This is a genomic window from Pseudomonas sp. GW823-FHT02E01, from assembly GCF_058797535.1.
Window position 1 is genome coordinate 214187 of record NZ_JBXAJS010000006.1, and the last position, 19856, is coordinate 234042.

The window sequence follows — 19856 nt, forward strand, 5'->3', positions numbered from 1 at the left end:
CCGATTACCTGTGGGAGCGAGCTTGCTCGCGATTGCGTCTGATCAGTCGGCATCATCGGTGACTGAAACGCCGCCATCGCGAGCAAGCTCGCTCCCACAGGTTCTGGGTCGCTTTGAGCAAGCCCCCTAATGGCTCAGGCCGTACTTTTTCACTTTGTCGAACAGAGTGGTCTTGGCCATGCCCAGTTCCTGGCTGGCCTGGGTCAGGTTGCCGCCGCTGCGTTGCAAGGCGTCGCTGAGCAGATTGCGCTCGAACGCTTCCACCGCTTCGGCAAAGGCCAGACCCTGATTGCCGCCACCGGCACCGGTTTTCTTGAACGCCGGCAGGCCCAGGGCAAAGCGCTCGGCAACGTTGCGCAGTTCACGCACGTTACCCGGCCAATCGTGGCTCATCAGGTTCGAAACGGTCTGGTTGTCCAGCTCCGGCACCGTGCGGTCGAAGCGTAGGGACGACTGCTGCAAAAAGTGTTCGAACAATTGCAGGATGTCTTCGCGGCGCTCGCGCAGCGGCGGCAGTTCCAGGGTCACCACGTTGAGGCGGTAATACAGGTCACTGCGGAACTCGCCGGCCTTGCTCGACTCGACGAGGTCGGATTTGGTCGCTGCGATGACACGGCAATCCACCGCCACGCTCTGGTTCGAGCCGAGGCGTTCGAGGGTGCGCTCCTGTAGTACCCGCAGCAGTTTGATCTGCAAGGGCAGGGGCATGCTTTCCACTTCGTCGAGGAACAGCGTGCCGCCGTCGGCGTGTTCGATCTTGCCGATCCGCCGTTTGCCCGCGCCGGTAAAGGCGTTGGCCTCGTGGCCGAAAATTTCGCTTTCGAACAGGTTTTCCGGCAGGCCGCCGCAGTTCAGTGCGACGAACTGTTTGGTGTGGCGCCGACTGAAATCATGCAGGCAACGAGCGACCAGTTCTTTGCCAGTGCCGGTTTCGCCCTCGATCAGCACGTTGGCCGAGGTGTCGGCGACGTTGGCGATCAGTTCGCGCAAGTTCTGCATGGCTGGCGAACGGCCGATGATCCGCCCTTCGAGGGAGTCGCGCTCGGCCAGTTGCCGACGTAACGACGAGACTTCCCGCGCCAGGCTGCGTTGCTCCAGTGCGCGGCGGGCCACGTCCACCAGGCGCTCCGGGGAGAACGGTTTTTCCATGAAGTCGTAGGCGCCTTTCTGCATCGCGCCGACGGCCATGGAGATGTCGCCGTGTCCGGTGATCAGCACCACCGGCAGGCTGCGGTCGCGCTCCTTGAGCCGGGTCAGCAGTTCCAGGCCATCGATGCCCGGCAGGCGAATGTCGCTGACGACGATGCCGGCGAAGTTGTCGCCGACCCGTTCCAGGGCTTCTTCGGCGCTGCCCACGCCAATGCAGGGAATGTCTTCCAGGGTCAGCGCCTGTTGGCAGCCGAGCAGCACATGGGGGTCGTCTTCGACGATCAATACACTAAGGTCGTTGTTCATATTGGCTCGGCGAGAGTGGGGCTTACCAACGGTAAACTGAGGACGAATGCAGTACCACCGCTGGCCGGGTGCTCGACACCCAGGTGACCGCCGGTGGCGGCGGCGAGGCTGGCGGAAAGGGTCAGGCCCAGGCCCAGGCCCTGTTCGCCGGGTTTGGTGGTGAAAAACGGTTCGAACAGGTGCTTGCGCGCTTCGGCGTCGATGCCGTGGCCGTTGTCACGCACCCGCAGGCGGTATTTGCCATCGAACGCTTCGCCTTCGAGCCACAGCTCGGGTTGCGGCTGCGCTTGCATGGCGTCGAGGGCGTTGCCGATCAGGTTGACCAGAATCTGCTCCAGGCGGGTCTGGTCGATCTGCACCTGCACATCGGTGAAGTCGCGGTGTAATTGCAGCTGAATATTTTCCACCCGGGCGCCTAGCAATTGCAGGGCCGCGTCCACCGCTTTGCCGAGGCAGGCCTGGCCTTTGTCGTCTCCGCGCCGGGCGAACGAGCGCAGGCTGGCGGTGATCCGGCCCATGCGGTCGATCAGTTCGTTGATAGTCTTGAGGTTGGTGCTGGCCACGTCGAGCTGGCCGCGTTCGAGGAAGCGCACGGTATTGCCGGACAAGGTGCGCAACGCCGCCAGCGGCTGGTTCAGTTCGTGGGCGATGCTGGTGGACATCTGGCCGATGGCCGCGAGTTTTCCGGCCTGCACCAGTTCATCCTGGGCACGGCGCAAAGTCTCTTCGGCGAGCCGGCGTTCGCGGATCTGGCCCTTGAGCCGTTCGTTGCTGGCGCGCAGGTCGGTGGTGCGTTCGGTAATCCGACGCTCCAGCTGATTGTTGGCTTCCTGCAAGGCTTCCCGGGCTGCGAGGCGGGTGGCGATCACCTTGCGCCGCTCGTTCCAGGCGATCAAAAGGAACGCCAGGAGGGCAAACGCCACGGCCACCAGGATCCCCTGGTTGATCGCTTCGCGGCGCAAGTCCTGGAGTGGCGTGAGCAGGGTGAAATTCCACGGTGTATCGCTCAACGGCCGGGTTTGCGCCAGATAGCTGATGTTTTCATCGTCGGACACCAGCTCGCTGTTGGCCGGGAACGTGAGTTTTTCCACGCCTTCGGACAGGGTTTCCCGGGCCAGCGGCTGCAGTTCGTTGAGCGGGAACCAGTAGTACTGCAGGCTGCGGGCGAGTTTTTCCTTGGTTTCTTCGCTCAGCGGCACCACCGATTTCAAGCGCCGTGCCGGATCGCTGGAAAGAATGATGATGCCGTTTTCGTCGCTGACGAAGGCTTCCAGGCGAGCCCGTTGCCAGCGTTCTTCCATGGCTTCCAGGCGGACCTTGACCACGGCGACGCCGATGATCTTGCCGTGTTCTTCCAGGCCATGGGCCAAGTAGTAACCGGGTTCGCCGTTGGTGCTGCCAATGCCGTAGAAACGCCCCGGCTGACCGCGCACGGCGTTCTGGAAATAGGCGCGAAAGGATAGGTCTTCACCCAGGTAACTGTCGACATCGCGCCAGTTGCTGGTGGCCATGACGCGACCGGTGGTGTCCATCACGTAGATGGCCCGACTGCGGCTGCGCCGGTTCAGGCCTTCAAGGTAATCGTTGACCGTCTGCCGGTATTCCGGAGTCGGGTCGGCCAGCAACTGCGAAACGCTGGTTTCGAGTTCCAGCAGGCTGGGCAGGTAGGTGTATTTGCTGATTTCGCTTTCGACGGCGCGCGCGTGCAGTTCCAGCTGGCGCTGGCCGTTTTCGCTGAGGCTGCGGATGCCGTAGTGCTCACTGATCCAGAAGCCGATATAGCCCAGGCCGATCATCATGGCGATGATCAGTGGCGGCAGGAACAAATGACGAACCAGACGGGGTTTCACGGCGAGTGATGGCGACGTGGCGCGATAAAGAGTGGGGTCGCATTTCATCACAGATGCCTTGGGTCAACCACAACACAAATCTGCAAGCCACCGCCGGCCCCTGTGGGAGCGAGCTCTGTGGCGAGGGGGCTTGCCCCCGTTCGGCTGCGAAGCAGTCGTAAACCCTACACACGCGGTTCGACTTTGCAATGCAGGGGCCGCTCCGCGACCCAACGGGGGCAAGCCCCCTCGCCACACAAGCCCGCTCCCACATTAGGGGAACGGTGTTTGCTTAGTGCTGCAGAATCTTGTTGAGGAAGTGCTGCGTACGCTCCGCGCGGGCATTGATGTCACCGAAGAACTCTTCTTTCTTGCAGTCTTCGATGATCTTGCCCTGGTCCATGAAAATCACGCGGTCGGCCACTTTACGGGCGAAGCCCATTTCGTGGGTCACGCACATCATGGTCATGCCTTCGTGGGCCAGTTGCACCATCACGTCGAGCACTTCGTTGACCATTTCCGGGTCTAGCGCCGAGGTCGGTTCGTCGAACAGCATGACGATCGGGTCCATCGCCAGCGCACGGGCAATCGCCACACGCTGCTGCTGACCGCCGGACAGTTGGCCAGGATGCTTGTGGGCGTGGGCCGAGAGACCGACGCGTTCGAGCAGTTGCAGGCCTTTCTTGGTGGCCTCTTCCTTGCTGCGGCCCAACACCTTGATCTGCGCGATGGTCAGGTTTTCGGTGATGGTCAGGTGCGGGAACAGCTCGAAGTGCTGGAACACCATGCCCACGCGCGAACGCAGTTTCGGCAGGTTGGTCTTCGGGTCGGCGATGGAGGTGCCATCGACCACGATGTCGCCTTTCTGGAACGGTTCCAGGGCGTTGACGCACTTGATCAGGGTCGACTTGCCGGAACCGGATGGCCCGCACACCACGATCACTTCGCCTTTCTTGACCTCGGTGCTGCAATCAGTCAGTACCTGGAAGTCCCCATACCACTTGTTGATGCTTTTGATAGAGATCATACGGCGAACCTTTTTTGCAGACGCTTGACCAGCTGCGAGGCGGCAAAGCTGATGATGAAGTACACGAGACCCGCGAAAATCAGGAACTCATTGGAGCGGCCAATGATGTCGCCACTGGCGCGCGAAGCATTGAGGAAGTCCACCAGGCCGACGGCGTAGACCAGCGAGGTGTCCTGAAACAGGATGATGCTCTGTTGCAGCAACAGCGGCGTCATCTTGCGGAACGCTTGCGGCAGGATGATCAGGCGCATCATCTGGCCGTAAGACATGCCCAGCGCCTGAGCCGCGCCCATCTGGCCCTTGGGAATCGACTGCACACCGGCGCGGACGATTTCGCAGAAGTACGCCGCTTCGAACATCATGAAGGCCACGATGCACGAGGCGAACGCGCCGATCGGCGTGTCTTCGCCGGTGATCCAGCGCAGCACGAACGGTACCGCCAGGTAGAACCAGGTGATCACCAGCAGCAAGGGGATCGAGCGGAAATAGTTAACGTACGCGCCGGCGATGTTCGACAGCACTTTGTTGTGGGACAGACGCATCAACGCCAGGATGGTGCCGAGGATGATGCCGCCGATCACGCCCATGGCCATCAGCTTGAGGGTCATGATCATGCCGTTCCACAGGCCCGGCAGGGACGGGATGATGCCCGAGAAGTCGAATTCCATCATTTACCCCCTACGGAAATCAGGCCCGGTACGGCGACTTTCTTCTCGACCACGCGCATCAGCAACATCAGGCTCATGTTCAGGGTGAAGTAGATCAGCGTTGCCAGGGTGAAGGCTTCGAACAGGTTGGCGGAGAACTCGGCGGTCTGCTTGGTCTGCGCGAGCAGCTCCATCAAACCGATCAGCGAGGCCACGGAGGTATTCTTGAAGACGTTCAGGAATTCCGAGGTAAGCGGCGGAATGATGATCCGGTAGGCCTGGGGCAGCAGCACGTTCCAGTAGATCTGCGGCAGCTTGAAACCCATGGCGCGAGCCGCGGATTCCTGGCCTTTTGGCAGGGCCTGGATACCGGTGCGCACCTGTTCGCAAACCCGGGCGGTAGTGAACAGGCCCAGGCACACGACGACGCTGAGGAAGGCCGAGGTGGTCGGGTTCAGATCCTGCTTGTACCACTCTTGCAGGTCGGCCGGCAGCAGGTCGGGTACCAGGAAGTACCAGATGAACAGCTGAACCAGCAGCGGCACGTTACGGAAGAGTTCGACGTAGCAGGTGGCGATGCCCGATACGATACGGTTCGGCACGGTACGCATGACGCCCAGGATCGAGCCCAGTGTCAGGGCGATGATCCAGGCCGCGATGGCGATGCCGATGGTCCAGGCCAGACCGGTCACGTACCAGTCGAAATAGGTCTCGCTGCCCACGCCGGTGGACTTGAAGAACACGCCCCAGTCCCAGTTGTAATTCATTAGGGTCTCCCCTCAGTTCAATCGATGTACAAGTGCCCGCTTGGGGGAAGCTCCGTTCCCGCCCGACCTTTACGATCAGGCACACGCTCCCGGCTCGACAGCCACCGGTTCGAGTGTTTCCAAAAAATGCCAGCAGGAAGTGACCACCTCCTGAAAGGGCCAGGGCCCTCTCAGGAGATAAGGTTAGTCAGAAATCAGGACTTCTTGTCGTCAGCCGCTTTATCAGTCGGCTTGGCGATCAGGGCCTTGAGTTCGTCGCTCATCGGGAAGTTCAGGTTCAGGCCTTTTGGCGGGATCGGTTGCATGAACCATTTTTCGTAGATCTTGTTGATCTCGCCCGATGCGTAGGTGGCCTTGATGGCGTCATCCACAGCCTTTTTGAACGGCTCGTCGCCTTTGCGCACCATGCAGCCGTAGATTTCGTAGGACTGTGGAGTGCCGGTAACGGCCCAGTCACTTGCCTTCTTGGCCTTGGCTGCTTCACCGGCCAGCAGGGCGTCGTCCATCATGAAGGCCACTGCGCGGCCGGTTTCCAGCATCTGGAAGGACTCGCCGTGGTCTTTGGCGGAGATGACGTTCATGCCCATCTGCTTGTCGGCGTTCATCGCCTTGAGGATGCGCTCGGACGTGGTGCCGGCGGTGGTCACGACGTTCTTGCCGGCCAGGTCAGGGAAATCCTTGTACTTGGAGTCGGCCTTGGACAGCAGGCGAGTACCGATTTCGAAGATGCCAACGGAGAAGTCAACTTGCTGCTGACGCTCGACGTTGTTGGTGGTGGAGCCGCACTCGAGGTCCACTGTGCCGTTTTGCACCAGAGGGATACGGGTTTGCGAAGTCACCAGGTTGTACTTGACCTGGAGGTTCGGCATGTCGAGGTCTTTTTTCAGCGCTTCGACGACTTTCAGCTGGATGTCGTGGGAGTAGCCGACCGGTTTGCCGGTAGCGTCGGCAATGTAGGAAAACGGAATGGAAGCGTCGCGATGGCCCAGGGTGATGGTGCCGGACTCTTTGATCTTCTTCAGGGTGCCGGTGAGTTCGGCGGCGAAAACTGGCGTGCTGATCAGAGCGGCAGCAATGGCTGCGCCCAGGATATGGGGAACGATGCGCATCAAATTTTCCTCGACTTTGTTTTTTTTATGGAGCCAGTTCACCGGCCCTTTTGTGCTGCAAAACACCTGAGCGCTACGATGAGTCGGCGCAAAGGACATTCGTCGATGAAGTGTAGAGCATGACTCGTGCCAGACCAGTGTGAATTGGTCAAAGCGTTGATTTACAAGGAAATTAAATATTTTTTGCGTTGGGATTTCACTGGGATGATCCGGTTAACCGAACCGACCCGCAGGTCGCGTTCGGAAAACCGAATGGTGGCAGGGTGCTACCCGATCATCAAATGTACTTGCGCTTGTCCGGTGCTGGCGGGAAGTACTGGTACAACCAGGTTTCACTCAGCGTACGGTCGTTGGTGCGGATGAACAGGCGCAGCTCGACAGGCTCGACGCTGTCATTGGTCGGGTACCAGTCAAACAGGATGCGGTAGCCCTTGATGTCATCGAGCTTGAGAACGCTGAAATCCTTGACCTCGCCGTTCGAACAAGTGACTACAGGCTCGATGCCTGTGCCTTCAGGCAAGCGGTCCAGGCCGCCGCCGGTGAAGTCCACGGCAAAACGACGGGCCCAGACTGGCGGATAGTGTTCGCCCGGCGCCCAGCCCTCAGTGAAGCCGCCCATCCCGGAGCGGGTCGCATTGACCCGTGCCAGCGGCGTTCCGACCGGCGGCAATGCGCTCCAGTACAGCTTGTAGCCGTAGTTCAGCGAGTCGCCGGCCGCCACCGGTTTCTTCGGCGTCCAGAAGGCGACGATGTTGTCCATGGTCTCGCCGGTTGTCGGGATCTCCAGCAGGTCGACCGAGCCTTCGCCCCACGCCGTGGTCGGTTCTACCCACAGGCTCGGGCGACGGCTGTACCAGTCGACGGTGTCCTGATAGCTGGCGAACTCGTGGTCGGTCTGCACCAGGCCGAAGCCCTTCGGGTCGGTATCGGCGAAGGCATTGAATTGCAGGGTGGCCGGGTTGTTCAGCGGGCGGCAGATCCACTCGCCGTTACCGCGCCACATGGCCAGGCGGTCGGAGTCGTGGATTTGCGGGTGAATGGTGTCGCACATCCGGCGCTCGTGGGTGCCGCAACTGAACATGCTGGTCATCGGCGCGATGCCCAGCTGGTCGATGGCGGTGCGTGCGTTGACGTGGGCATCGACCTCCATCACTACGCGCTCGGCCTGGCAGTCGATATCGAAGCGGTAGGCGCCGGTGGCGCTCGGCGAGTCGAGCAGGGCGTAGACCACGAAGCGGGTGCTGTCCTTGTTCGGTGTCTCGAACCAGAACTTGGTGAAGTCGGGAAATTCTTCGCGTTTCTTGGCGTAGGTGTCGATCGCCAGGCCGCGGGCCGACAAACCGTACTGGCCGGTGGCGTCTACCGCACGGAAGTAACTGGCGCCGAGGAAGGACACGACATCGTGCTTGTCCAGTTCCGGGGCCTTGAACAACTTGAAGCCGGAGAAACCCAGGTCGCCCTTGAGCTGTGCGGTGTCGACCGTGGTGTTTTCATAGTTGAACAGCGACGGGCGGAAATGCACTTCGCGGGCCATCCGGGTTTTCGGATCGACGCTGTACATGCGCACCGGCTGCTTGAACCCCATGCCGACGTGGAAGAACTGCACGTCCAGCTGCCCCTTGTTTTCTTTCCACAACGAATGATTGCCGTCGTAGCGAATCGCATTGAAGTTCTGCGGGGTCATGGTCGCCAGGGTCGGCGGCAACTGTTGCTTGGTGTCCTGGTAGCGATTGCTGGCGAGCTGTTTGGCCTGGAGCTTCAGCGCCTCGAAATCGAACGCGGTGGCCTCGCCATCAGCGGTGCCACCGCTGGCGGCCCAGGCCTTGGCGGCCAACAGGCCCGTGGCGGACAAACCGGTGTAGGCCGCGATGGCCATGGAGGCTTTGAGCAAGTTCCTGCGGTGCATAAATACAACCTGTCGTGAGCAATCCCGCGCCGTTCCTGGCACGTGCTGGATCAGAAATATCGGTTCGGACATGCCTTCGGCCAAACGCAACGGACTTATAAACAGATGCCCGACAGCTTAAACCGTTCGAATGCGGAGCAAAATTGATTGATGGCACTGCGCTGGCTCTGCAATGAAACAAGACATGTCGGGAAACAATTCCGACAGGGGTTTCTGATTTAGAGGGCATTTCTGCTTTTTTCGACTAATTACTCTAAAAACCGCTTTTCAGCGCCCGGATTATTTCTATTCTGTGCACATGACCGGTTTAAGCCCGAAAGACCGGTGCGGTTCAGTCGGCACGATGCGGCTGCCGAAAAGGGGTAGGGCGATGCGGTTTTTTGCAGTTTTCTTTGACGTTTAGAAGGACATCGTCCATGTCGAAAGTACAAGGCATCACCGAAATGTTGGGAATCTTTCCGTGTCTGGCCCTGGGGCGAAGAAGACGCCGGCTCAACAGCGAGGAAATGAAACTGGTGGAACGCTATCGGGAGCTGTCGGAGAGCGACAGGATTGCGATGAGGTATCTGGTGGACGCGATGAGGAGTGTTTCGCGGTTTTGAGTGGACCTGGAGCAGTAATGTAGGAGCGAGCCTGCTCGCGATGGTCGTTAACGATGACGCGTCCGTTCTGGATGTACGCGGTGTCTTTGAGTCCATCGCGAGCAAGCTCGCTCCTACAGTTTCCCTTTTTGATCGGCTCGATTTATCCCTTCAACGGCAAGTGCCAGCGATTGGGAAGGGGCGCTGCACCTGCATCAACTCAGGCATGTCTCGCCACTTGATCCAGGCGTGGTGCTGGTAATGCAGCAAGGGCACCGAAACTCCGGCCCAATTCAAGGAACTCAGGCTTGGCAGGTTTTCCACAGGCTCTGATTTGGCATCACGCAGCGAGGGTATGACTTCGTTGCTCAACCACTGGCGCAGATTGCGGTTTTCCGGGACGAAGTGGTGAACCAGCAAGGCGTACATGCCTGATTCGCTGACCATCAGGGTTTCGACCGTTTTGCCGTCTTTGCGCAGCCAGACGGTGCGACGTTGGTCTGCGTCGAGTTTCAGGGTGAGCCGTTCATTCAGGGGTTTGCCCATCAGGCGCCCAAGGTCCTGAACACAGAACCAGGCCTGGTTGTCTTGCATGAAGGCGTGGAGGAAGCGGTTGTGGCGGGTGAAGACTTTAGGGATGAAGCAGGAAGGAACTTCAGTCGGATGTGACGTGTGCTTGTGCATTTTTCGACTCCATGTTGAAAAAGGAGCCGCCACTAACCCTTCGACAGATTTGGGTGGCGGACCATGTGGCGTTCGAAGTCGGAACATTCTCGATCAACATGGAAGCCGAGAGGCCCGCGCCACACGGCCCGCCATAACGCGAGACTGAAAGGCAAAAAATGCCCCAGCTCATATGGGGGCGCGGATGCGCCATGTTGATATGTTCCGGCTTCGACTCCGGGCCGCTGATTTGGCAGCGACGGAACAAAGCCTATCGGTCAGGCGCTCGCGGCGCCAAGTCTACTCTGGCGACGCGTGTTGTAGGAATCGAGGGTTTTTCAGGCAGGCTGAATCTGTAGGAATTTACTGTTTGCAGTGTTGCGGTGGCGCCATCGCGAGCAGGCTCGCTCCTACAGGGGAATGTGTTCCAAATGTGGGAGCGAGCCTGCTCGCGATGCTTTTAGTGCTTGAACATCACATGCCGCACAACGGTGTAGTCCTCCAGCCCATACATGGACATGTCCTTGCCATAGCCGGACAGTTTCTGACCGCCGTGGGGCATTTCGCTAACCAGCATGAAGTGCGTATTCACCCAGGTGCAGCCGTACTGCAAACGCGCTGACAGGCGATGGGCGCGGCCGACGTCGGCGGTCCACACGGAGGAGGCCAGGCCGTAGTCCGAATCGTTGGCCCAGCCCAGCACTTGGGCTTCATCGGTGAATTTGGTTACCGACACCACTGGCCCGAACACTTCGCGGCGCACGATTTCGTCGTCCTGTTGTGCGTCGGCCAACACGGTCGGTTCGAAGAAGAAACCATCGCCCTCAACCGCCTTGCCGCCAGTGATCAAACGAATGTGTGGCTGGGCGATGGCGCGCTCGACGAAGCCGGCAACGCGGTCGCGGTGTTGTGCGGTGATCAGCGGGCCGAGTTCGGTCGACGGATCATCCTGCAAGCCGTACTTGATGCTGCTGACGGCGGCGCCGAGCTTCTCCACGAACTTGTCGTAAATGCCTTCCTGGGCATAGATGCGGCAGGCGGCGGTGCAGTCCTGGCCTGCGTTGTAGAAACCGAAGGTGCGGATGCCTTCGACGGCGGCATCGATGTCGGCGTCGTCGAAGATGATCACCGGGGCTTTGCCACCCAGTTCCATGTGCATGCGTTTGACGGTGTCGGCGGTGCTGGAAATGATGTTCGAGCCGGTGGCAATCGAACCGGTCAGCGACACCATGCGCACTTTCGGGTGAGTGACCAATGGGCTGCCGACGGTAGGACCACGGCCGAACACCAGGTTGAGTACGCCGGCCGGGAAGATATCCGACGCCAGTTCAGCCAGGCGCAGGGCTGTCAGCGGAGTCTGTTCCGACGGTTTGAGCACCACGGTATTACCGGCGGCGAGGGCCGGGGCGATTTTCCAGGCGACCATCATCAATGGGTAGTTCCACGGCGCAATGGAGGCGATCACGCCCACCGGATCTCGGCGGATCATCGAGGTGTGACCCGGCAAGTACTCGCCACCGGTTGAACCACTCATGCAGCGGCTGGCGCCGGCGAAGAACCGGAACACGTCGGCAATTGCCGGGATCTCGTCGTTCAGCGCAGCGCTGTAAGGCTTGCCGCAGTTGTCCGATTCCAGTTTGGCCAGTTCTTCGCCGTGGGCTTCGATGGCATCGGCGAGTTTGAGCAGCAGCAGCGAGCGGTCTTTCGGCGGGGTATGCGACCAGCTGTCGAACGCAGCGTCGGCGGCGCGCACGGCGGCATCGACCTGGGCTTCGCTGGCTTCGTTGATTTCCACCAGCACACTACCCAGCGCCGGGTTGAACACAGGTTGGGCGGGGCCTTCGCCGCTTTGCAGTTGGCCGTTGATCAGGAGTTTGGTTTGCATGTTCATGTCCTCTTTGGCGCTTTTATTGTTCTGTCGGAACCCGAACCTGTAGGAGCGAGCTTGCTCGCGAAGGATGCAAGGGCACCGCGTGCATCCAGGCAACCCTTGTCATCGTTTACGTTTTTCGCGAGCAAGCTCGCTCCTACAGGAGATATCGGTTGTTGGTTACTTACCACCGCTGCCAGCCACGCTTTCGCCACCACGGGTCAGGTAATAGGCGCCGAGGATCGGCAGCATGGTCACCAGCATCACCAGCATCGCCACGACGTTGGTCACCGGCACGTCCCGTGGGCGGCTGAGCTGGTTGAGCAGCCACAGCGGCAGGGTGCGTTCATGGCCGGCGGTGAAGGTGGTGACGATGATTTCGTCAAACGACAGGGCAAACGCCAGCATGCCGCCGGCCAGCAATGCCGAGCCGAGGTTCGGCAGGATGATGTAGCGGAAGGTCTGCCAGCCGTCGGCGCCGAGGTCCATCGAGGCCTCGATCAAACTGTGTGAGGTGCGGCGCAAGCGGGCGATGACGTTGTTGTAGACAATCACCACACAGAAGGTCGCGTGGCCGACGATGATGGTGAACATCCCCGGCTCGATTCCCAGTGTCTTGAAGGTCGCCAGCAACGCGATCCCGGTGATGATCCCCGGCAGGGCAATCGGCAGGATCAGCATCAGCGAGATGCCTTGTTTGCCGAAGAAGTCCCGGCGGTACAACGCGGCCGAAGCCAATGTGCCAAGGACCATGGCGATCAGGGTGGCAATCGAGGCGATCTGCAACGACAGCTTGATGGCCTCGAGCACGTCCGGCCGCGCGAACGCCACGCCGATCCACTTCCAGGTGAAACCCTTGGGCGGAAAGCTGAACGCCGCGTCTTCGGTGTTGAAGGCGTACAGGAAGATGATCAGGATCGGGAAGTGCAGGAACACCAACCCGCCCCAGGCGGCGAGGCGCAGGCCCAGGGAAGCTTTGTCAGAGTGCATCGAAGGCCCCCAGTCGTTTGACGATGGACAGGTAAATGGCGATCAGCACGATAGGCACCAGGGTGAAAGCAGCGGCCATCGGCATGTTGCCGATCGCGCCTTGCTGGGCATACACCATGCTGCCGACGAAGTAGCCGGGCGGGCCGACCAGTTGCGGCACGATGAAGTCGCCCAGGGTCAGCGAGAAGGTGAAGATGGAACCGGCGGCAATGCCCGGGATCGATAGCGGCAGAATCACTTGCATGAAGGTCTGGCGCGGCTTGGCGCCGAGGTCGGCGGAGGCTTGCAGCAGCGAAGGCGGCAGGCGTTCCAGCGAGGCCTGGATCGGCAGGATCATGAACGGCAGCCAGATGTAGACGAACACCATGAAACGCCCCAGGTGCGAGGTCGACAAGGTGCTGCCGCCAACTCCCGGAATGCCCAGTACGAACTGCAGGACCGGCTCCAGCCCCAGGTGCTGCACGAACCACTGCGCCACGCCGCCCTTGGCCAGCAGCAGTGTCCAGGCGTAGGCCTTGACGATGTAACTGGCCCACATCGGCATCATCACTGCGATGTAGAAAAACGCCTTGGTCTTGCCGGTGGTGTAGCGCGCCATGTAGTAGGCAATCGGGAACGCGACGATGGCGCTGGCAATCGATACGGCAATCGCCATGCCCAGGGTGCGCAGGATGATGTCGAAGTTCGACGGCTGGAACAGCGCGGTAAAGTTCGCCAGGGTCAGGTCGGGAGTGACCGCCATGGTGAAGTCATCGAAGGTGTAGAAACCTTGCCACAGCAGGACCAGCAATGAACCCAGGTAGATCGCGCCGAACCACAGCAACGGCGGCACCAGCAGCATCGACAGGTACAGGTTCGGCCGGCGATACAGCAGGTTGGAAAACCTGCGCAACGGCGAGCCGCCTGACGAGGTTTGAGAAATAGCCAAGGTGCTCATCTCACACCCCGCCTGCAACGGTGTCGTGCAACGGAATCATTGCCTCGCGCGCCCAACGTGCGCTGATGCGCTGCCCGGTCTGGTGCTGTGCACTGGTGTCCAGCCACTGGTTGTTGGCCTTGCTGATGTTCAGGGTCTGGCCGTTTTCCAGTTTCAGCTCATAGCGAGTCGCACTGCCCTGGTACTGGATGTCATGCAGCAAACCGCTGACTTCAATCTCGTGGCTGGCCAGCGGACCTTCGGCGAATCGCACGTGTTCCGGGCGAATCGAAAACGGCTGTGGATTGCCACTGAGCTGCCAGGCCAGGTCACCGCGAATCACGTTGGAGGTGCCAACGAATTCCGCCACGAAGGTGGTGGCCGGTTTCATGTACAGGTTGCGCGGGCTATCGACTTGTTCGATGCGCCCCTTGTTGAACACCGCCACGCGGTCGGACATCGACAAGGCTTCGGTCTGGTCGTGGGTGACGAAAATGAAGGTGATGCCGAGTTGGCGTTGCAGCTTCTTCAGCTCGCCCTGCATTTGCTCGCGCAACTTCAGGTCGAGGGCGCCGAGGGGTTCGTCGAGCAGCAGCACCCGTGGACGGTTGACCAGGGCCCGGGCCAGGGCCACACGCTGGCGCTGACCGCCGGAGAGTTGCACCGGCTTGCGCTCGCCGTAGCCACCGAGGGCGACCATGTCGAGGGCTTCTTCGGCGCGCTTGAGACGTTCGGCCTTGCCGACGCCTTTGACTTTCAAGCCGTAGGCGACGTTGTCGCGAACGTTCATGTGCGGGAACAACGCGTAATCCTGGAACACAGTGTTCACGTCGCGCTGGTACGGCGGCAGGCCGGCGGCCTCCTCGCCATGAATACGGATGGAGCCCGCGCTCGGTTGTTCAAAACCGGCAATCAGGCGCAAACAGGTGGTCTTGCCCGAGCCGGACGGCCCCAGCATGGAGAAAAACTCGCCGTCCTGGATGTCGATGGAAACCCGGTCTACGGCTTTCACTTCGCCGAATTGACGGGAAACGTTGGTGAACTGGACTGCAAGCGTCATGGTGCGATGCTCCAAAAAGGCGAAGGCCGTCGCAGCGGCCCTGCCTGGACTTCTGAAAAAACTGAATCGTGTTCGCGCATGTGTGGCTGGAATACTGACTGTGGCGAGGGGGCTTGCCCCCGTTGGGCTGCGCAGCAGCCCTGAAAACGGTGGGCGCGGCCTGCCAGACCGCAGTGACGGACTAGGGGAGGGCTTCGCCCTCCAACGGGGGCAAGCCCCCTCGCCACAAAAGCGTTTTTGCCACAGAAGCGGTGTGTTACCTGCCGCCCATGATCGCGATGTAGTCCTGGGTCCAGCGGCTGTACGGCACGAACTTGCCGCCTTCAGCCTGCGGGGTTTTCCAGAAGGCGATCTTGTCGAAATTGTCGAAACCGTTGGTTTTGCAGCCCTCGGCACCGAGCAATTCACTGCCCTTGCACGCTGCCGGCACCGCTGGCAGCGAGCCGAACCAGGCCGCTACGTCACCCTGGACTTTCGGTTGCAGCGACCAGTCCATCCACTTGTAGGCGCAATTGGGGTGCTTGGCTTCGGCATGCAGCATGGTGGTGTCGGCCCACCCGGTGGCGCCTTCTTTCGGGATGGTCGAGGCAATTGGCTGCTTCTCGTTCATCAGGCCGTTGACCTGATATGGCCAGGCACCGGAGGCGACCACGCCTTCGTTCTTGAAATCGCTCATTTGCACAGTGGTGTCGTGCCAGTAGCGGTGGATCAACGGCTGCTGGGCGCGCAGCAGATCGAGCACGGCCTTGTACTGGGCTTCGGTCAGTTCGTACGGGCTCTGGATGCCCAGTTCCGGCTTGGCGGACTTCAGGTACAGCGCCGCGTCGGCGATGTAGATCGGGCCGTCATAGGCCTGCACGCGACCCTTGTTCGGCTTGCCGTCCGGCAGGTTTTCCGCGTTGAACAACACGCCCCAGCTGGTGGGCGCAGTCTTGAACACGTTGGTGTTGTACATCAGCACGTTCGGGCCCCATTGGTACGGGGTGCCGTAGGTCTGCTTGTTGACCACGTACCAGGGTGCATCCTTGAGGCGCGGGTCGAGGTTCTTCCAGTTCGGGATCAACGCTGTGTTGATCGGTTGCACACGCTTGCCAACGATCAGGCGCAGGGAGGCGTCGCCGGACGCCGTGACCAGGTCGTAACCGCCCTTGGCCATCAGGCTGACCATTTCATCGGAGGTGGCGGCGGTCTTGACGTTGACCTTGCAGCCGGTTTCCTTCTCGAAACCGGTCACCCAGTCGTAGGCCTTGTCGCTCTCGCCACGTTCGATGTAGCCGGGCCAGGCCACAATATCCAGTTGGCCTTCGCCCGCCCCGACAGCTTTGAGCGGCTCGGCGGCCTGGACACTGGCGCTGACCAGCAGCGCGGTGGTGATTGCACTGAGCAGTGCGGTCTTGTGCACGAACATGGGAATTCCCTCTTCTTTAAATTATGGTCGGGGCAGTTGTGAACGTGGTGAAGCATGCCGTTGGCGGCTTGTTATTAGCTTAGTCAGAGATGCTCGCCATGGCGGGCCATGATGTGCCGCACCACGCTGTAGTCCTGAAGCGAATCGCTGGACAGGTCCTTGCCGTAGCCCGAACGTTTCAGGCCGCCATGGGGCATTTCGCTGACCAGCATGAAGTGGCTGTTGATCCAGGTGCAGCCGTACTGCAAGCGCGCCGCGACCTGCATGGCCTTGTCGAGGTTCTGGGTCCAGACCGACGAGGCCAGGCCGTATTCCGAGTCGTTGGCCCAGTCCACCGCTTGTTCCAGCTCATCGAAGCGGGTCACGGTGACCACCGGCCCGAACACTTCGCGCTGGACGATCTCGTCACTTTGCTTGCAACCGGCGAGCAGGGTTGGCTGGTAATAGAAGCCGGCGCCGGAGTGCACCGCTGCGCCGGTCACCCGCTCGATGTGCGGCTGGCCCAAGGCACGTTCGACGAAACTGGCTACGCGGTCGCGTTGGCGGGTACTGATCAGCGGGCCGATTTCGTTGTCGGCATCGCGCTTGCCGGCGAAACGCAGGCTACTGACGGCCGCACCGAGCTCGGCCACCAGGCGGTCATGAATCCCGGCCTGGGCGTAAATGCGGCAAGCGGCGGTGCAATCCTGTCCGGCGTTGTAGTAGCCGTAGGTGCGTACGCCTTCGACCACGGCCTGAATGTCGGCATCGTTGCAGACGATCACCGGGGCCTTGCCACCGAGTTCGAGGTGGGTGCGTTTGAGTGTCTTCGACGCGGCCTGGAGAATCTTTTGGCCGGTGACGATATCGCCGGTCAGCGACACCATGCGCACTTTAGGGTGGCTCACCAGGTGGCTGCCGACGCCTTCGCCGCCACCGCAAATAATGTTGATTACACCGCGCGGCAGGATCTCGGCCAGCGCTGGCGCCAGGGCCAGGATCGACAGCGGCGTGTGTTCCGACGGCTTGAACACCAGGGTGTTGCCGGCGGCGAGGGCCGGGGCGATTTTCCACGCGGCCATCATGATCGGGTAGTTCCACGGCGCAATCGACGCCACGACCCCGATAGGATCGCGCCGGACCATGCTGGTGTAGCCCGGCAGGTATTCGCCGCTGAGCTGGCCGGTCTGGCAACGCACGGCACCGGCGAAGAAGCGGAACACGTCGACCGTGGCATTGAGGTCATCCTGACGGGCCAGGTGCAGTGGCTTGCCGCAATTCAGGGCTTCGAGGCGGGCGAGATGGTCGGCGTTTTTTTCGATGGCGTTGGCGATCTCCAACAGCAGGTTTGAGCGCTGTTGTGGCGTGGTCCGCGACCAACCGGCAAAGGCGCGGTGGGCGGCGAGGATGGCTGCTTCGACTTGTTCGGTGCTGGCTTCGGCGATTTGCGTCAGGATTTCGCCGGTGGCCGGATTGATGATGGGTTCGGCAAAGCCTTGCCCTGCGACTATTTCACCATCGATCAACAAGGCGGTGAACAACGGGGTCTGCGCGCCAGCCATTTTTCGGGTTCTCGTTTTTTGTGTGGCTTGTTGTGTAGACATGGCAGCGCTCCCTGTGACTGGGGCCCGGCCGTCTTTATTAGAAGCAACAAGACTAGTTCGCGGACCCGAGGACAACAAATACTAAATACTGAAGGTAGCGTTCGATTAAATAGATGGCTTGCGCCCGCCGTGGGGTTGTTCGCGCGCGACCGTGAGGAAGGGGTCCACCAGCGCCGGCCGCGCGGTGCCGCGACGCCACGCCAGGCCGACATCCAGGGTCTGGCTGAGGTCGGCGATCGGCCGCGCTTCGATGATGTCGCCCTCCAGTGACCACGGGCGATAGGTCATGTCGGGCTGGATCGATACGCCCAGGCCAGCGGCCACAAGGCTTCGCACCGCTTCGGTCGAGGCCGTGCGCAGGGTGATGCGCGGTTGCAAGGAGGCTGCCGACCACATGCGTTGGGCGTTGCGGTCCATTTCATCGACGTTCAGTTGAATCAATGGCTCGCGGGCCACGTCGGCGAGGTTGATGCTGTCGTGTTCCAGCAGCGGGTGCTGGGCCGGCAGCCATAGCCGGTGCGGCGAGCGGGTCAACACTTCGGTCTGCAATGCGTGGCGGTCTTCGAGGTTGGACAGGATCAACACGCCGACATCGATCTCGCCGCTGACCAGCAAATGCTCGATGTACGGGCGCTCATCCTCCATCACGCGGATTTCCACGTTGGGGTAGGCGCGCTGGAAACGGGTGAGTAGATCCGCCAGGTAATAACCGGCCACCAGGCTGGTCACGCCGACGATCAGTTGCCCGGCGACCTGGTCGGTGCTCTGTTGCAGGCTGCGCTTGGCGTTATCCACCGTGGCCAGGATCAAGTGCGCCTGACGCAGGAATTGATGCCCCTGGTGGGTCAGGGTCATACCCTTGGCATGGCGGCTGAACAGGCTGACGCCGATTTCCTCCTCCAGTTGCTGGATTGCCAGGGTCAGGGTCGACTGGGAAATGAACGCGGTTTGCGCGGCGGCCGAGATCGAGCCGGTCTCGGCCACGGCGATGAAGTGACGGATCTGACGCAAGGTCATCATGGGGAAGCACCCGGTGGGCTGTTTTTATCGATTGGCGAGAGTGTATATCGTTTTTTCTGATGGGTCGGCGCAAGCGGCAATGGGCGCATTGAGGGGAGTGCAACATCTGGAAGCACTCTCGCCCACGGGGCGTGGGCACTTTCGTTTTAGGCTGGTGGTCTTGGTTTCAGGTTAAACGTCTTGTGGAGGCGGTAAATGAATACCCGTGGATTGCTCGATCAACTACTCAAGTCCGGCCAGGACCTATTGCAGAACAAGGCCGGCAGCCCGCAGCAAAAGGGTGCGAGCGGTGGCAACGGAGGCCTCGGCAGTTTGCTCTCCGGCGCGAGTGGCGGGGCATTGGCGGCAGGCGCCATGGGCTTGCTGCTCGGCAGCAAAAAGGCCCGTAAAGTCGGGGGCAAGGTCGCGGTCTACGGCGGTCTCGCCGCGTTGGGCGTGCTGGCCTATAAAGCCTACGGAAACTGGCAGGCGCAGCAGGGCGGTGCGGCCGGTGCGCAACCGCAAACCCTGGACCGCGTACCGGACGCGCAAGTCGAGCTGCACAGTCAGGCGATTCTCAAGGCGCTGGTGGCCGCGGCCAAGGCTGACGGTCATGTGGATGAGCGTGAGCGTGCCTTGATCGAAGGCGAATTCACCCGGCTCGACAGCGATCAGGAGCTGCAACACTGGCTGCACGCCGAGCTCAACAAGCCCCTGGACCCGAGCGATGTCGCCCGCGCCGCCCGCTCCCCGGAAATCGCCGCCGAGATGTACATCGCCAGCGTGATGATGGTGGACGAGGAAAACTTCATGGAGAAGGCCTATCTCGATGAGCTGGCGCGGCAGCTCAAGCTGGAGCCGGGGTTGAAGGCCGAGCTTGAGAAGCAGGTTCGCCAGGCTTCCTTGTAAACCTTCAGTCCGCCCCACATCCCCAATGACCATTCTACGGTCCCTTTCTGCCTAATCACCCCAGGCACCCATCCCGCCTTTTTTGGCGGGATGAGAAGTAGCGCGCAACCGTCTTATAAATGAAACACCGCCCTCGG

Annotated in this window: 17 protein-coding genes; 2 read left to right on the forward strand and 15 right to left on the reverse strand. The window is 60.9% G+C overall.

Annotated elements, in window-relative coordinates:
* Window positions 1-126: 126 nt before the first annotated feature.
* The 7 genes from aauR to AC1RDQ_RS16570 all read right to left on the reverse strand — a co-directional run bounded on the left by aauR (window position 127) and on the right by AC1RDQ_RS16570 (window position 8740).
* The gene (gene aauR, locus AC1RDQ_RS16540) at window positions 127-1455 is read right to left on the reverse strand and encodes a two-component response regulator AauR (protein WP_150815089.1); all 1329 of its coding nucleotides are present in this window, start codon (window positions 1453-1455) and stop codon (window positions 127-129) included.
* Window positions 1452-3353 carry a two-component sensor histidine kinase AauS gene (aauS, locus tag AC1RDQ_RS16545; RefSeq protein ID WP_492587737.1) on the reverse strand — a complete coding sequence of 634 codons (1902 nt, stop codon included), beginning with the start codon at window positions 3351-3353 and terminating at the stop codon, window positions 1452-1454. Before aauS ends, aauR begins: the two co-directional genes overlap by 4 nt.
* A gap of 223 nt (window positions 3354-3576) precedes the next feature.
* Window positions 3577-4311 carry an amino acid ABC transporter ATP-binding protein gene (locus AC1RDQ_RS16550; protein ID WP_057716227.1) on the reverse strand — a complete coding sequence of 245 codons (735 nt, stop codon included), beginning with the start codon at window positions 4309-4311 and terminating at the stop codon, window positions 3577-3579.
* Window positions 4308-4979 (reverse strand): amino acid ABC transporter permease, encoded by a 672-nt coding sequence (locus AC1RDQ_RS16555; protein ID WP_057716226.1) that lies wholly within the window; start codon window positions 4977-4979, stop codon window positions 4308-4310. Before AC1RDQ_RS16555 ends, AC1RDQ_RS16550 begins: the two co-directional genes overlap by 4 nt.
* Window positions 4979-5725 (reverse strand): amino acid ABC transporter permease, encoded by a 747-nt coding sequence (locus AC1RDQ_RS16560; RefSeq protein WP_057716225.1) that lies wholly within the window; start codon window positions 5723-5725, stop codon window positions 4979-4981. Before AC1RDQ_RS16560 ends, AC1RDQ_RS16555 begins: the two co-directional genes overlap by 1 nt.
* A gap of 194 nt (window positions 5726-5919) precedes the next feature.
* Complete coding sequence (locus AC1RDQ_RS16565; RefSeq protein WP_154909574.1) at window positions 5920-6834, reverse strand: glutamate/aspartate ABC transporter substrate-binding protein; 915 nt, start codon at window positions 6832-6834, stop codon at window positions 5920-5922.
* A gap of 277 nt (window positions 6835-7111) precedes the next feature.
* Window positions 7112-8740: a glucan biosynthesis protein D gene (locus AC1RDQ_RS16570; protein ID WP_057716224.1), complete on the reverse strand. Its 1629-nt coding sequence runs from the start codon at window positions 8738-8740 to the stop codon at window positions 7112-7114.
* A gap of 416 nt (window positions 8741-9156) precedes the next feature.
* Here AC1RDQ_RS16570 and AC1RDQ_RS16575 point away from each other — a divergent pair, with 416 nt between their 5' ends.
* Entirely contained in the window at window positions 9157-9342 is a 186-nt protein-coding gene (locus AC1RDQ_RS16575) for a hypothetical protein (RefSeq protein WP_046041279.1), read from the forward strand.
* Window positions 9343-9492: 150 nt separating this feature from the next.
* Here the strand turns inward: AC1RDQ_RS16575 and AC1RDQ_RS16580 are convergent, their stop codons facing one another.
* The 8 genes from AC1RDQ_RS16580 to AC1RDQ_RS16615 all read right to left on the reverse strand — a co-directional run bounded on the left by AC1RDQ_RS16580 (window position 9493) and on the right by AC1RDQ_RS16615 (window position 18831).
* The gene (locus tag AC1RDQ_RS16580; protein WP_492587738.1) at window positions 9493-10005 is read right to left on the reverse strand and encodes a BRO-N domain-containing protein; all 513 of its coding nucleotides are present in this window, start codon (window positions 10003-10005) and stop codon (window positions 9493-9495) included.
* A 439-nt stretch (window positions 10006-10444) separates the two neighbouring features.
* Window positions 10445-11869 (reverse strand): gamma-aminobutyraldehyde dehydrogenase, encoded by a 1425-nt coding sequence (locus AC1RDQ_RS16585; RefSeq protein ID WP_150815320.1) that lies wholly within the window; start codon window positions 11867-11869, stop codon window positions 10445-10447.
* A 165-nt stretch (window positions 11870-12034) separates the two neighbouring features.
* The gene (locus tag AC1RDQ_RS16590; protein WP_492587739.1) at window positions 12035-12844 is read right to left on the reverse strand and encodes an ABC transporter permease; all 810 of its coding nucleotides are present in this window, start codon (window positions 12842-12844) and stop codon (window positions 12035-12037) included.
* The gene (locus tag AC1RDQ_RS16595; protein ID WP_154909578.1) at window positions 12834-13781 is read right to left on the reverse strand and encodes an ABC transporter permease; all 948 of its coding nucleotides are present in this window, start codon (window positions 13779-13781) and stop codon (window positions 12834-12836) included. The genes AC1RDQ_RS16590 and AC1RDQ_RS16595 overlap by 11 nt, the downstream gene beginning before the upstream one ends.
* Before the next feature lies 1 nt (window position 13782).
* Window positions 13783-14820 carry an ABC transporter ATP-binding protein gene (locus tag AC1RDQ_RS16600; RefSeq protein WP_057716219.1) on the reverse strand — a complete coding sequence of 346 codons (1038 nt, stop codon included), beginning with the start codon at window positions 14818-14820 and terminating at the stop codon, window positions 13783-13785.
* Between the two features lie 256 nt (window positions 14821-15076).
* On the reverse strand, window positions 15077-16228 hold the full coding sequence (gene ydcS, locus AC1RDQ_RS16605) for a putative ABC transporter substrate-binding protein YdcS (RefSeq protein WP_492587740.1): 1152 nt from the start codon (window positions 16226-16228) through the stop codon (window positions 15077-15079).
* 83 nt (window positions 16229-16311) lie between these two features.
* A complete protein-coding gene (locus AC1RDQ_RS16610; RefSeq protein WP_492587741.1) occupies window positions 16312-17769 on the reverse strand; it encodes a gamma-aminobutyraldehyde dehydrogenase in 1458 nt (485 codons plus the stop codon).
* A gap of 147 nt (window positions 17770-17916) precedes the next feature.
* Window positions 17917-18831, reverse strand: coding sequence for a LysR family transcriptional regulator (locus tag AC1RDQ_RS16615; protein WP_057716216.1), 915 nt, complete (start codon window positions 18829-18831; stop codon window positions 17917-17919).
* 195 nt (window positions 18832-19026) lie between these two features.
* Here AC1RDQ_RS16615 and AC1RDQ_RS16620 point away from each other — a divergent pair, with 195 nt between their 5' ends.
* Complete coding sequence (locus AC1RDQ_RS16620; protein ID WP_057716215.1) at window positions 19027-19719, forward strand: tellurite resistance TerB family protein; 693 nt, start codon at window positions 19027-19029, stop codon at window positions 19717-19719.
* Window positions 19720-19856: the final 137 nt, after the last annotated feature.